The 13,665-nt window shown below is 57.7% G+C and carries 10 protein-coding genes; 9 read left to right on the top strand and 1 reads right to left on the bottom strand.

Going from position 1 to position 13,665, the window contains the following annotated elements; genetic code table 11:
• Window positions 1–481: 481 nt before the first annotated feature.
• Window positions 482–1,771 (bottom strand): citrate synthase, encoded by a 1,290-nt coding sequence (gltA, locus tag LOY56_RS18410; RefSeq protein WP_007898998.1) that lies wholly within the window; start codon window positions 1,769–1,771, stop codon window positions 482–484.
• Between the two features lie 363 nt (window positions 1,772–2,134).
• Here gltA and sdhC point away from each other — a divergent pair, with 363 nt between their 5' ends.
• The 9 genes from sdhC to sucD all read left to right on the top strand — a co-directional run bounded on the left by sdhC (window position 2,135) and on the right by sucD (window position 13,481).
• A complete protein-coding gene (gene sdhC, locus LOY56_RS18405) occupies window positions 2,135–2,509 on the top strand; it encodes a succinate dehydrogenase, cytochrome b556 subunit (protein ID WP_258616296.1) in 375 nt (124 codons plus the stop codon).
• Window positions 2,503–2,871 carry a succinate dehydrogenase, hydrophobic membrane anchor protein gene (gene sdhD / locus LOY56_RS18400; protein WP_007977503.1) on the top strand — a complete coding sequence of 123 codons (369 nt, stop codon included), beginning with the start codon at window positions 2,503–2,505 and terminating at the stop codon, window positions 2,869–2,871. Before sdhC ends, sdhD begins: the two co-directional genes overlap by 7 nt.
• Window positions 2,872–2,874: 3 nt before the next feature.
• Window positions 2,875–4,647 carry a succinate dehydrogenase flavoprotein subunit gene (sdhA, locus tag LOY56_RS18395; RefSeq protein WP_258616294.1) on the top strand — a complete coding sequence of 591 codons (1,773 nt, stop codon included), beginning with the start codon at window positions 2,875–2,877 and terminating at the stop codon, window positions 4,645–4,647.
• An 11-nt stretch (window positions 4,648–4,658) separates the two neighbouring features.
• The gene (locus LOY56_RS18390) at window positions 4,659–5,363 is read left to right on the top strand and encodes a succinate dehydrogenase iron-sulfur subunit (RefSeq protein ID WP_038980237.1); all 705 of its coding nucleotides are present in this window, start codon (window positions 4,659–4,661) and stop codon (window positions 5,361–5,363) included.
• 259 nt (window positions 5,364–5,622) lie between these two features.
• Window positions 5,623–8,454 (top strand): 2-oxoglutarate dehydrogenase E1 component, encoded by a 2,832-nt coding sequence (locus tag LOY56_RS18385; RefSeq protein ID WP_258616293.1) that lies wholly within the window; start codon window positions 5,623–5,625, stop codon window positions 8,452–8,454.
• 42 nt (window positions 8,455–8,496) lie between these two features.
• Window positions 8,497–9,714: a 2-oxoglutarate dehydrogenase complex dihydrolipoyllysine-residue succinyltransferase gene (gene odhB, locus LOY56_RS18380; protein ID WP_258616291.1), complete on the top strand. Its 1,218-nt coding sequence runs from the start codon at window positions 8,497–8,499 to the stop codon at window positions 9,712–9,714.
• Between the two features lie 99 nt (window positions 9,715–9,813).
• Window positions 9,814–11,250 (top strand): dihydrolipoyl dehydrogenase, encoded by a 1,437-nt coding sequence (gene lpdA / locus LOY56_RS18375; protein WP_258616290.1) that lies wholly within the window; start codon window positions 9,814–9,816, stop codon window positions 11,248–11,250.
• A 183-nt stretch (window positions 11,251–11,433) separates the two neighbouring features.
• The gene (gene sucC, locus LOY56_RS18370; RefSeq protein WP_008148602.1) at window positions 11,434–12,600 is read left to right on the top strand and encodes an ADP-forming succinate--CoA ligase subunit beta; all 1,167 of its coding nucleotides are present in this window, start codon (window positions 11,434–11,436) and stop codon (window positions 12,598–12,600) included.
• Complete coding sequence (gene sucD / locus LOY56_RS18365; protein WP_007898976.1) at window positions 12,600–13,481, top strand: succinate--CoA ligase subunit alpha; 882 nt, start codon at window positions 12,600–12,602, stop codon at window positions 13,479–13,481. Before sucC ends, sucD begins: the two co-directional genes overlap by 1 nt.
• The last annotated feature ends 184 nt before the right edge of the window (window positions 13,482–13,665 follow it).

Genomic DNA, 13,665 nt, shown 5'->3' with positions numbered 1-13,665 from the left:
GGCATCCTTGCCGCGGTGCCCCCTACGCAACGCCTGCGTTCGGCCTCTGGGAAAGGGGCAACAGATCAAGAACAAAAGCCAAAGCAACGGCAAGATCAACAGCTTCGCGAGCAGGCTCCCACAGTTGGGCTAGGTACATCCCGGGAAGGTTAGCCGCGCACGGCCAGGGATGGCCGATCGCGGCGGGCCCACGGAGCAGTACCGGAGCGAGGGCATGCCGAGCCTGGGCGAGGCACCGAACGAAAGGGGCAAGAGCGCTTTGGTTACTTTCCGCCGGGCCGCGCAGGCTTTTCGAAAGTGACCCGCTGTAAGAGCGGAACCGCCAGCAGCCGTTACCGCAGAAAAGGATATGTACACAATCAAAGAGCCCGGTCGGCCCTCAGGCCGCCGTGTCATTCAACATCAGGCACAAACAAAAACGGCCCCTATCCAAATAGAGGCCGTTTCCGGTACAGCTCAAGACGTTATCGCAAGACAGATCTTATTCGCGGTCTTCCAGCTTGGTGATATCACGCGACTCGTAGCCGGTGTACAACTGGCGCGGACGACCAATCTTGTATGGGCTGGAGAGCATTTCTTTCCAGTGGGAGATCCAGCCGACAGTCCGCGCCAGAGCGAAGATTACGGTGAACATGCTGGTTGGAATGCCGATCGCCTTGAGGATGATCCCCGAGTAGAAGTCGACGTTCGGGTACAGCGAGCGTTCGATGAAGTACGGGTCGGTCAGGGCGATCTCTTCCAGGCGCATGGCCAGTTCGAGTTGCGGATCGTTGGTGATGCCCAGTTCTTTCAGTACTTCGTCGCAAGTCTGCTTCATGACGGTGGCGCGCGGGTCGCGGTTTTTGTAAACGCGGTGACCGAAGCCCATCAATTTGAACGGATCGTTCTTGTCCTTGGCCTTGGCGATGTACTTGTCGATGTTCGAAACATCGCCAATCTCGTCAAGCATGGTCAGAACGGCTTCGTTCGCACCGCCGTGGGCAGGGCCCCACAGTGCAGCGATACCGGCGGCGATACAGGCGAACGGGTTGGCGCCCGACGAACCGGCCAGACGTACGGTAGAAGTCGATGCGTTTTGCTCGTGGTCGGCATGGAGGATGAAGATCCGGTCCATGGCCTTGGCGAGTACCGGGCTGATCGGTTTGATCTCGCACGGGGTGTTGAACATCATGTGCAGGAAGTTTTCCGCGTACGACAGGTCGTTGCGCGGGTACATCATGGGTTGGCCCATGGAGTACTTGTAAACCATGGCGGCCAGGGTCGGCATCTTGGCAACCAGGCGGATCGCGGAGATTTCGCGATGCTGCGGGTTATTGATGTCGAGGGAATCGTGGTAGAAGGCCGAGAGGGCGCCCACTACGCCGCACATGACGGCCATCGGGTGGGCGTCGCGACGGAAGCCGTTGAAGAAGGTCTTCAACTGCTCGTGAACCATGGTGTGGTTCTTCACGGTGCCGACGAACTGGGCCTTCTGTTCTGCAGTCGGCAGCTCGCCGTTGAGCAGCAGGTAGCAGGTTTCCAGGTAGTCCGACTTTTCAGCCAGCTGTTCGATCGGGTAGCCGCGGTGCAGCAGAATGCCGTTGTCGCCGTCGATATAGGTGATCTTCGACTCGCAAGAGGCTGTCGACATGAAACCAGGGTCAAAGGTGAAACGGCCCGTGGCCGTCAGGCCCCGAACGTCGATAACATCGGGACCAACGGTGCCGGTTAAAATGGGCAGCTCGACGGGGGCTGCGCCCTCGATGATCAACTGCGCTTTTTTGTCAGCCATGTGGCCTCCTATTTATGCTTGAAATCATCAGACAGACCCCCCACGCAGGGCCCGCACCACTATAGTGAGATAAATTCGAATGTCAATTTGCCTAAAGTCTTGCTCCAGAAGGCTTTAACCGAACTTTTTCCTCGAAATTGACTGCCATTTACGCCTTTTACCTCACTTGTGCAATCAGCTATTAGGGGAAGGTGAACGCGTTGTCATTAGTAGCCTAACTGTCTATACTCGGCCACCGACCGCCAGGGGCTTTTGGGCCTGCTTTATTGGGGGTCGCATCCCTGGGTGGTGGTTACCTGACCAGTGCACTCCCCAACAACTTTGCCCTGATTGTTAGGGGCTCTTCAGTGTGAAAAAAAAGCCGTGAAAAGCCAACGACCTGTAAACCTAGACCTAAGGACCATCAAACTCCCCATCACCGGCGTTACGTCGTTTCTTCACCGTGTTTCCGGCATCATCCTCTTCCTGGGCCTTGGCTTCATGCTGTATGCATTGGGCAAGTCTCTGGATTCCGAGGAAGGTTTTGCCGACGTGAAGGCATGCTTGACCAGTCCGCTGGCCAAGTTCGTAGCATGGGGCCTCCTGTCCGCTCTTCTGTATCACCTGGTAGCCGGTGTGCGCCATTTGATCATGGACATGGGCATCGGTGAGACGCTGGAAGGCGGCCGCCTGGGCTCGAAAATTATCATCGCCGTTTCCGTGGTGTTGATCGTTCTGGCAGGAGTTTGGATATGGTAACCAGCGTTACGAACCTTTCGCGTTCGGGCCTCTATGACTGGATGGCGCAGCGTGTGTCTGCGGTTGTTCTCGCGGCTTATTTCATTTTCCTGATCGGATACCTCGCAGCGAATCCGGGCATTGGCTATGACCAGTGGCACGGCCTGTTCGCCCACAACGGGATGCGTATCTTCAGTCTGCTGGCCCTTGTAGCCTTGGGCGCTCACGCCTGGGTCGGCATGTGGACCATCGCGACCGACTACCTGACGCCAATGGCGCTGGGCAAGTCCGCGACTGCAGTACGTTTCCTTTTCCAGGCAGTATGCGGCGTTGCGATGTTCGCTTACTTCGTCTGGGGTGTGCAGATTCTCTGGGGTATCTGATCCATGGCTAACATTCCAACGATTTCTTTCGACGCCATCATCATTGGCGGCGGCGGTGCCGGCATGCGCGCAGCGCTGCAACTGGCACAAGGCGGTCACAAGACTGCCGTGATCACCAAGGTTTTCCCGACCCGTTCGCACACCGTATCGGCCCAGGGTGGCATCACTTGCGCCATCGCATCTGCCGATCCGAACGATGACTGGCGCTGGCACATGTACGATACCGTCAAGGGTTCCGACTATATCGGCGACCAGGATGCTATCGAATACATGTGTCAGGAAGGCCCTGCCGCGGTGTACGAGCTGGACCACATGGGTATGCCGTTCTCCCGTACCGAGCAAGGTCGTATCTACCAGCGTCCATTCGGCGGTCAGTCGAAGGATTACGGTAAAGGTGGCCAGGCCGCCCGTACCTGCGCCGCTTCCGACCGTACCGGTCACGCGCTGCTGCACACCCTTTATCAGGGCAACCTGAAAGCCGGCACCACGTTCCTGAACGAGTACTACGCTGTTGATCTGGTGAAAAACCGGGACGGCGCATTCGTCGGCGTGATTGCCATCTGCATCGAAACCGGTGAAACCACCTACATCCGTGCCAAGGCCACCGTACTGGCCACCGGCGGTGCAGGTCGTATCTACGCGTCGACCACCAACGCCCTGATCAACACCGGTGACGGCGTTGGTATGGCGCTGCGTGCCGGCGTACCGGTACAAGACATCGAAATGTGGCAGTTCCACCCGACCGGCATCGCCGGCGCCGGTGTACTGGTCACCGAAGGTTGCCGTGGTGAAGGTGGTTACCTGATCAACAAGCACGGCGAGCGTTTCATGGAGCGTTATGCTCCGAACGCCAAAGACCTTGCCGGTCGTGACGTTGTTGCCCGTTCGATGGTTAAGGAAATCATCGCTGGCAACGGTTGTGGTCCGAATGGCGACCACGTAATGCTCAAACTCGACCACCTGGGCGAGGAAGTGCTGCACAGCCGTCTGCCAGGCATTTGCGAACTGTCCAAGACTTTCGCGCACGTTGACCCGGTGGTTGCTCCTGTTCCGGTTGTTCCGACTTGCCACTATATGATGGGCGGCGTTCCGACCAACATTCACGGTCAGGCAATCACCCAGAACGACGAAGGCGTCGACGAAATCATCCCTGGTCTGTTTGCAGTGGGTGAGGTGGCTTGCGTATCGGTTCACGGTGCCAACCGTCTGGGCGGCAACTCGTTGCTCGACCTGGTGGTTTTCGGCCGTGCTGCCGGCCTGCATCTGGAAAAAGCACTGACCGACGGTATCGAATACGACGATGCTACCGACGCCGACATCAATGCTGCCCTGGCGCGCCTGTCCGCTCTGAACGAGCGTACCGAAGGTGAAGACGTGGCAACCCTGCGTCGCGAGCTGCAAAGCTGCATGCAGAACTACTTCGGTGTATTCCGTACCGGCGAATACATGCAGAAGGGTATTGCTCAGCTGGCTGATCTGCGTGGCCGTATCGCCAACGTCAAGATCAACGACAAGAGCCAGGCGTTCAACACCGCGCGTATCGAAGCGCTGGAACTGCAGAACCTGCTGGAAGTGGCCGAAGCCACTGCCATCGCTGCAGAAGTGCGCAAAGAATCCCGCGGTGCTCACGCCCGTGAAGACTTTGAAGACCGTGACGACGAAAACTGGCTGTGCCACACCCTGTACTTCCCGGGTGACAAGCGCGTGACCAAGCGTGCTGTGAACTTCTCGCCGAAGACTGTTCCGACTTTTGAACCTAAGATTCGGACTTATTAAGGGTGGCCGCCATGTTGCAAGTCAGTGTTTATCGTTACAACCCTGATCAGGACGCTGCGCCGTTCATGCAGGAATTCCAGGTTGATACCGGTGGTAAAGACCTGATGGTGCTGGACGTGCTGGCCCTGATCAAAGAGCAGGACGAAGGTTTCTCCTATCGTCGCTCCTGCCGTGAAGGTGTTTGCGGTTCCGACGGCATGAACATCAACGGCAAAAACGGTCTGGCGTGCATCACGCCGCTGTCCGCTGTCGTAAAACGTAACAAGCTGATCGTTCGTCCGTTGCCAGGTTTGCCGGTTATCCGTGACCTGGTCGTCGATATGAGCATCTTCTACAAGCAATACGAAAAGGTTAAGCCATACCTGCAGAACGACACGCCGGCTCCGGCCATCGAGCGTCTGCAATCCCCTGAAGAGCGTGAAAAGCTCGACGGTCTGTACGAGTGCATTCTGTGCGCCTGCTGCTCGACTTCGTGCCCGTCCTTCTGGTGGAACCCGGACAAGTTCCTGGGTCCGGCTGCTCTGCTGCAAGCCTATCGCTTCCTGGCAGACAGCCGCGACAACAAGACATCCGAGCGTCTGGCTTCGCTGGATGACCCGTTCAGCGTATTCCGCTGCCGGGGCATCATGAACTGCGTCAACGTTTGTCCGAAAGGCCTGAACCCGACTAAGGCCATCGGTCACATCCGTAACATGCTGCTTTCAAGCGGCGTGTGATTCAGCTGCTGTACCCGTAGAACCGCTGTGCCGTAGAGGCTGTGGCGCGGGCTTCAACCCGCGTCATGGCTATAACCAGAGCAGTAGCCACAAGCTGCAGCTCTTATTTTGAAGAAATGAGACAAGCAGGGGCATCCGGGCTGGTACCCGGACTATCAGCGTGATCCTAAGTGGCTTGTTTTGGTCGCTGCATTCGGACTTCTGCAAGTTTGCTCGGTGTCGACGCCGGTGGTGTTCCCCTAACCGAGGGTGACCAAGCATGCAAGAAAGCGTGATGCAGCGCATGTGGAACAGCGCCTACCTTTCAGGTGGAAACGCTGCCTATGTGGAAGAGCTCTACGAGCTCTACCTGCACGACCCTAACGCTGTGCCAGAAGAATGGCGCACCTACTTTGAGAAGCTGCCAGCTGATGGCAGCTCTGCCACTGATGTGTCGCACTCTACAATTCGCGATCATTTCGTCTTGCTGGCAAAGAACCAGCGCCGCGCCCAACCGGTTTCCGCCGGCAGCGTGAGCAGTGAGCACGAGAAGAAGCAAGTTGAAGTGCTGCGATTGATCCAGGCCTACCGTATGCGTGGCCACCAGGCAGCCCAGCTTGACCCGCTGGGGCTGTGGCAGCGTCCTGCACCTGCAGACCTGTCAATCAATCATTACGGCTTGACCAATGCCGATCTTGATACGACCTTCCGTGCCGGCGACCTGTTCATCGGCAAAGAGGAGGCGAGCCTACGCGAAATTCACGAAGCGTTGCAGCAGACATATTGCCGCACCATCGGCGCTGAATTTACGCATATCACCGATTCCGAGCAGCGTCAGTGGTTCCAGCAGCGTCTGGAAAGCGTGCGCGGCCGTCCGACGTACTCCGCCGACATTAAGGGCCATTTGCTCGAGCGCGTCACCGCCGGCGAAGGCCTGGAAAAATACCTCGGGACCAAATACCCGGGTACCAAGCGTTTCGGTCTGGAAGGCGGCGAGAGCCTGATTCCGATGCTCGACGAGCTGATCCAGCGTTCCGGCTCCTACGGCACCAAGGAAATCGTGATCGGTATGGCCCACCGTGGTCGTCTGAACGTGCTGGTCAACACCTTCGGCAAGAACCCGCGCGAGCTGTTCGACGAGTTCGAAGGCAAGAAGAAGGTCGAGCTGGGTTCCGGTGACGTTAAATATCACCAGGGCTTCTCGTCCAACGTGATGACCACTGGCGGTGAAGTTCACTTGGCCATGGCGTTCAACCCGTCTCACCTGGAAATCGTTTCACCAGTGGTCGAGGGTTCGGTTCGCGCCCGTCAGGATCGTCGTAACGACCCTACCGGCGAGAAGGTACTGCCGATTTCCATCCACGGTGACGCTGCATTCGCCGGTCAGGGTGTGGTGATGGAAACCTTCCAGATGTCGCAAACCCGCGGTTTCAAGACCGGCGGTACCGTGCACATCGTGATCAACAACCAGGTCGGTTTTACCATCAGCAACCCGCTGGACTCGCGCTCCACCGAGTACGCGACCGACGTTGCGAAGATGATCCAGGCGCCGATCCTCCATGTGAATGGTGATGATCCGGAAGCCGTGTTGTTCGTGACCCAGCTGGCCATCGACTACCGCATGCAGTACAAGCGCGACGTGGTGATCGATCTGGTCTGCTACCGTCGTCGCGGCCACAACGAGGCCGACGAGCCTAGCGGCACCCAGCCAATCATGTATCAGCAGATCACCAAACAGCGCACCACCCGTGAGCTGTATGCCGATCGTCTGACTCAGGGCGGTGTGCTGGATGCAGAGCGTGTTCAGGCGAAAGTCGACGAATACCGCAATGCGCTGGACAATGGTCTGCATGTTGTAAAAAGCCTGGTCAAAGAGCCGAACAAGGAGTTGTTCGTGGACTGGCGTCCGTATCTGGGCCACGCCTGGACCGCGCGTCACGACACTCGCTTCGATCTGAAAACCTTGCAGGAACTGTCCGCCAAGCTGCTGGAAATTCCGGAAGGCTTCGTGGTTCAGCGCCAAGTCTCGAAAATCTACGAAGACCGTCAGAAAATGCAAGCCGGCGGCCTGCCGATCAATTGGGGTTACGCCGAAACCATGGCGTACGCGACCCTGGCGTTCGAAGGTCACCCGATTCGCATGACGGGTCAGGACATCGGTCGCGGTACGTTCTCGCACCGTCACGCTGTCTTGCACAACCAGAAAGACGCGGGTACCTACATCCCGCTGCAAAACCTGTACAAGGGCCAGCCACGTTTCGACCTGTACGATTCGTTCCTGTCCGAAGAAGCCGTGCTGGCGTTCGAATACGGTTACTCGACCACCACGCCTGAGGCGCTGGTGATCTGGGAAGCCCAGTTCGGCGACTTCGCCAACGGTGCCCAAGTGGTTATCGACCAGTTCATCACCAGTGGCGAGCACAAGTGGGGTCGTCTCTGCGGTCTGACCATGCTGCTGCCGCACGGTTATGAAGGTCAGGGTCCGGAGCATTCTTCGGCTCGTCTGGAGCGTTACCTGCAGCTGTGCGCCGAGCACAATATTCAGGTAGCCGTGCCGACCACGCCGGCCCAGATCTACCACTTGCTGCGTCGTCAGGTGATTCGCCCGCTGCGCAAGCCATTGATCGTCCTGACGCCGAAATCGCTGTTGCGTCATAAACTGGCCATCTCGACCCTGGAAGATCTGGCCGAAGGTTCGTTCCAGACCGTTATCCCGGAAATCGATGCCCAAGACCCGAAAAAGGTCGAGCGCGTTGTTCTGTGTAGCGGCAAGGTCTACTACGACCTGCTGGAAAAACGCCGTGCCGAAGGTCGTGACGACATCGCCATCGTGCGTATCGAGCAGCTGTACCCATTCCCTGAGGACGACTTGAACGAAGTCCTGGCTCCGTACACCAACCTCAAACATATCGTTTGGTGTCAGGAAGAGCCGATGAACCAGGGTGCCTGGTACTGCAGCCAACACCACATGCGCCGCATCGTTGGCAATCACGACAAGTCTCTCGTACTCGAGTACGCGGGCCGTGAGGCTTCTGCTGCACCTGCTTGTGGTTATGCATCGATGCACGCTGAGCAGCAGGAACAACTGCTGCAAGACGCCTTTACTGTTTAACGCCTTCGCGCACCTGAAACCGAATTTAAGGACCCACAGATAATGGCTATCGAAATCAAAGCCCCCACTTTCCCGGAATCGGTTGCCGATGGCACCGTTGCCACCTGGCACAAAAAACCGGGCGACGCCGTCAAACGTGACGAACTGATCGTCGACATCGAAACTGACAAAGTCGTACTGGAAGTGTTGGCCACCGCTGATGGCGTGCTGGGCGCTATCGTCAAGAACGAAGGTGACACCGTTCTGTCGGACGAAGTTCTGGGCTCCATCGGTGAGGGCGGTGCTGCTGCCGCTCCAGCCGCCGCTGCTGCGCCTGCTGCCGTTGCCGCTGCTCCTGCCGAAGCGGGCGAAGACGATCCTGTTGCTGCACCGGCTGCTCGCAAGCTGGCTGAAGAAAACGGCATCAACATCGCTTCCGTTGCCGGCACTGGCAAAGGCGGTCGTGTGACCAAGGAAGACGTGGTTGCCGCTGTAGCTGCCAAGAAAGCCGCTCCGGCTGCCGCGCCTGCCAAGGCTGCTGCGCCTGCCGCTGCTGCTCCAGTGTTCGCTGCCGGCGATCGCATCGAGAAGCGCGTACCGATGACCCGCGTGCGGGCCACCGTTGCCAAGCGTCTGGTTGAAGCTCAGTCGAACATGGCGATGCTGACCACGTTCAACGAAGTCGACATGACCGAAGTCATGGCCCTGCGTTCGAAGTACAAAGACCTGTTCGAGAAGTCCCACAACGGCGTACGCCTGGGCTTCATGTCGTTCTTCGTCAAGGCTGCCACCGAAGCGCTGAAACGCTTCCCGGCTGTCAACGCGTCGATCGACGGTGCTGACATCGTTTATCACGGCTACGCTGACGTCGGTGTGGCTGTTTCCAGCGATCGCGGCCTGGTTGTACCGGTTCTGCGTAATGCCGAACTGATGAGCCTGGCTGAAATCGAAGGCGGCATCGCCACCTTCGGCAAGAAGGCTCGTGACGGCAAGCTGTCGATGGACGAAATGACCGGTGGTACGTTCACCATCACCAACGGTGGTACTTTCGGTTCGATGATGTCGACCCCGATCGTCAACCCGCCACAAGCGGCCATCCTGGGCATGCACAACATTCTGCAGCGTCCTATGGCGATCAACGGTCAAGTCGTTATCCGTCCGATGATGTACCTCGCTCTGTCTTATGATCACCGTTTGATCGACGGCAAAGAAGCTGTGACCTTCCTGGTTACCATCAAGAACCTGCTGGAAGACCCGGCTCGTTTGCTGCTGGATATCTGATAGAAGCAGCTGCAGGTTTCAAGCTACAAGCTGCAAGAAAGGGCAGCTTGGCTTGAGGCTTGCGGCTTCAAGTTTGCCGCAAAAAAGAGGATTTTTTGAATGTCGCAAAAATTTGACGTAGTAGTGATCGGCGCGGGCCCTGGCGGCTATGTGGCTGCCATTAAAGCAGCGCAACTGGGCCTCTCCACTGCCTGCATCGAGAAATACACCGACAAGGAAGGCAAACTGGCCCTGGGCGGTACTTGCCTGAACGTCGGCTGCATTCCATCCAAGGCGCTGCTGGACAGCTCCTGGAAATACAAGGAAGCCAAAGAAGGCTTCGCGATCCACGGTATCAACCACGCTGGCGTGACCATGGACGTGGCAGCGATGGTCGGCCGTAAATCCACCATCGTCAAAGGCCTGACCTCCGGCGTTGCGACCCTGTTCAAGGCTAACGGCGTTACTTCCCTGCAAGGCCACGGCAAACTGCTGGCCGGCAAGAAAGTCGAATTGACCAAGCCAGACGGCAGCGTTGAAATCATCGAAGCCGAGAACGTGATTCTGGCTTCGGGCTCGCGTCCGATCGACATTCCGCCGGCTCCGGTTGACCAGAAGGTGATCGTCGATTCGACGGGCGCGCTGGAATTCCAATCCGTACCCAAGCGTCTGGGCGTTATCGGCGCTGGCGTGATCGGTCTGGAACTGGGTTCGGTATGGTCCCGTCTGGGCGCTGAAGTGGTTGTTCTGGAAGCCCTGGAGAAGTTCCTGCCAGCCGCTGACGACGCCGTTTCCAAAGAAGCCTACAAAACCCTGACCAAACAAGGTCTGGACATCAAGCTGGGCGCTCGCGTCACCGGTTCCAAAGTGAACGGCGACGAAGTCGTTGTGAACTACACCGATGCCAATGGCGAACAGAACATCACGTTCGACAAGCTGATCGTTGCCGTTGGTCGCCGTCCAGTGACCACCGAACTGTTGGCTGCCGACAGCGGTGTGACCATCGACGAGCGTGGCTTCATCTTCGTTGACGACCAGTGCGCGACCAGCGTACCGGGCGTTTACGCGATCGGTGACGTGGTTCGCGGCATGATGCTGGCGCACAAGGCGTCCGAAGAAGGCATCATGGTGGTTGAGCGCATCAAGGGCCACAAAGCCCAAATCAACTATGACCTGATCCCGTCTGTTATTTATACTCACCCGGAAATCGCGTGGGTCGGCAAAACCGAGCAGACCTTGAAGGCTGAAGGCGTTGAAGTTAACGTTGGCACCTTCCCGTTCGCAGCCAGTGGCCGTGCCATGGCAGCCAACGATACCGGCGGTTTCGTGAAAGTCATCGCTGATGCCAAGACTGACCGCGTATTGGGCGTCCACGTGATTGGCCCGAGCGCTGCAGAACTGGTTCAGCAGGGCGCGATCGGTATGGAATTCGGCACCAGCGCTGAAGACCTGGGCATGATGGTTTTCTCCCATCCGACCCTGTCTGAAGCCTTGCACGAAGCAGCTTTGGCTGTGAATGGCGGCGCCATCCACATCGCCAACCGCAAGAAGCGTTAAGACAAGACAATAAGAAACCACGGCGGGAGGCCCGTCGTGAGCCTTGCGTGCAAGACTCACCGCGGAATGTCCGCCGGACGCAGCCTTGCGTAGCTCAGCTACGCAAGCAGCAGTCACAGGTGGTGCGGCACTTCAACAAGTGCAGCACCGAATGCGCAGTACCTAACGAAGACGGTAATAAGCATGAATCTTCACGAGTATCAGGGTAAGCAGCTGTTCGCTGAATACGGCCTGCCAGTATCCCAGGGTTTCGCCGTAGACACCCCGGAAGCAGCAGCAGAAGCGTGCGACAAGATCGGCGGGACCGAATGGGTTGTCAAAGCCCAGGTCCACGCTGGTGGTCGCGGTAAAGCGGGCGGCGTAAAGCTGGTTCGCAGCAAAGAAGACGCCAAAGCATTCGCTCAACAGTGGTTGGGCAAGCGTCTGGTGACTTACCAGACTGATGCCAATGGTCAGCCAGTCACCAAGATCCTGGTTGAATCGTGCACTGATATCGCTAAAGAGCTGTACCTGGGCGCTGTCGTTGACCGTTCGAGCCGTCGCATCGTGTTCATGGCTTCCACCGAAGGTGGCGTGGACATCGAGAAAATCGCTCACGACACCCCTGAGAAAATCCTCAAGGCCACCATCGATCCACTGGTTGGCGCTCAGCCATTCCAGGGTCGCGAGCTGGCATTCCAGCTGGGTCTGGAAGGCAAGCAGGTTGCTCAGTTCGCCAAGATCTTCGTAGGTCTGGCCAAGCTGTTCAAGGATCACGACCTGGCTCTGCTGGAAGTGAACCCGCTGGTGATCAAGGCTGACGGCGATCTGCATTGCCTCGACGCCAAGATCAACATCGACGCCAACGCCATGTACCGTCAGCCTAAGCTGAAGACTTTCCACGATCCGTCGCAAGACGATCCGCGCGAAGCGCACGCTGCCAAGTTCGAACTGAACTACGTAGCGCTGGAAGGCAACATCGGTTGCATGGTCAACGGTGCTGGCCTGGCCATGGGTACCATGGACATCGTCAACCTGCATGGCGGCAAACCAGCCAACTTCCTCGACGTGGGCGGCGGTGCTACCAAAGAACGCGTAACCGAAGCGTTCAAGATCATCCTGTCCGACACTAACGTCGCTGCAGTATTGGTCAACATCTTCGGCGGCATCGTTCGTTGCGACATGATTGCCGAAGGCATCATCGGCGCTGTGAAAGAAGTCGGCGTGAAAATCCCGGTTGTTGTTCGCCTTGAAGGCAACAACGCTGAGCTGGGCGCTAAAGTACTGGCAGAAAGCGGTTTGAACATCATCGCTGCTACCAGCCTGACCGACGCTGCTCAACAAGTCGTTAAAGCTGCGGAGGGCAAATAATGAGCGTCCTGATCAATAAAGACACCAAAGTTATCTGCCAGGGTATTACCGGTTCGCAAGGTAGTTTCCACACCCAGCAAGCCATCGAATACGGCACCAAGATGGTTGGCGGCGTAACGCCTGGCAAAGGCGGCACCGAGCACCTGGGTCTGCCAGTGTTCAACACCGTGAAAGACGCTGTAGCTGCCACTGGCGCCACCGCCAGTGTGATCTACGTTCCAGCTCCTTTCTGCAAGGACTCCATCCTGGAAGCAGCCTTCGGCGGCATCAAGCTGATCGTTTGCATCACTGAAGGCATTCCTACCCTGGACATGCTGGATGCCAAGGTCAAGTGCGACGAGCTGGGCGTAGTCCTGATCGGTCCTAACTGCCCAGGCGTGATCACTCCAGGCGAATGCAAGATCGGCATCATGCCAGGTCACATTCACTTGCCAGGCAAGGTCGGTATCGTTTCCCGTTCCGGCACCCTGACCTACGAAGCTGTGAAGCAGACTACTGACGCCGGTTTCGGTCAGTCGACTTGCGTCGGCATCGGTGGTGACCCGATCCCGGGTTCGAACTTCATCGACATCCTGAAGCTGTTCCAGGAAGACCCGAAGACCGAAGCGATCGTGATGATCGGTGAGATCGGCGGTTCGGCTGAAGAAGAAGCGGCTGCCTACATCAAGGCAAACGTGACCAAGCCGGTTGTTTCCTACATCGCTGGTGTGACTGCCCCTGCGGGCAAGCGCATGGGCCATGCTGGCGCAATCATCTCTGGCGGCAAAGGCACTGCAGACGAGAAGTTTGCTGCCCTGGAAGACGCAGGCGTTAAAACCGTGCGTTCGCTGGCAGACATCGGCAAGGCTTTGTCCGAGCTGACCGGTTGGGCGATCAAGTAAGCCTCGCGCTTAACTGACGCTTTACCAGGCAAAGGCCACCTTCGGGTGGCCTTTGTCGTTTCCGGGTGATCGTTCCCACGCTCTGCGTGGGAATGCCGCCAGGGACGCTACGCGTTCCGCCTTTGAATGTGACGCAGAGCGTCAATGGATACATTCCCGCGTAGGGCGTGGGAACGATCTGCGT

Origin of the sequence: Pseudomonas sp. B21-048 (assembly GCF_024748615.1) — a bacterium.
Lineage (GTDB): Bacteria > Pseudomonadota > Gammaproteobacteria > Pseudomonadales > Pseudomonadaceae > Aquipseudomonas.
This window is presented reverse-complemented; position numbering and strand designations above follow the sequence as displayed.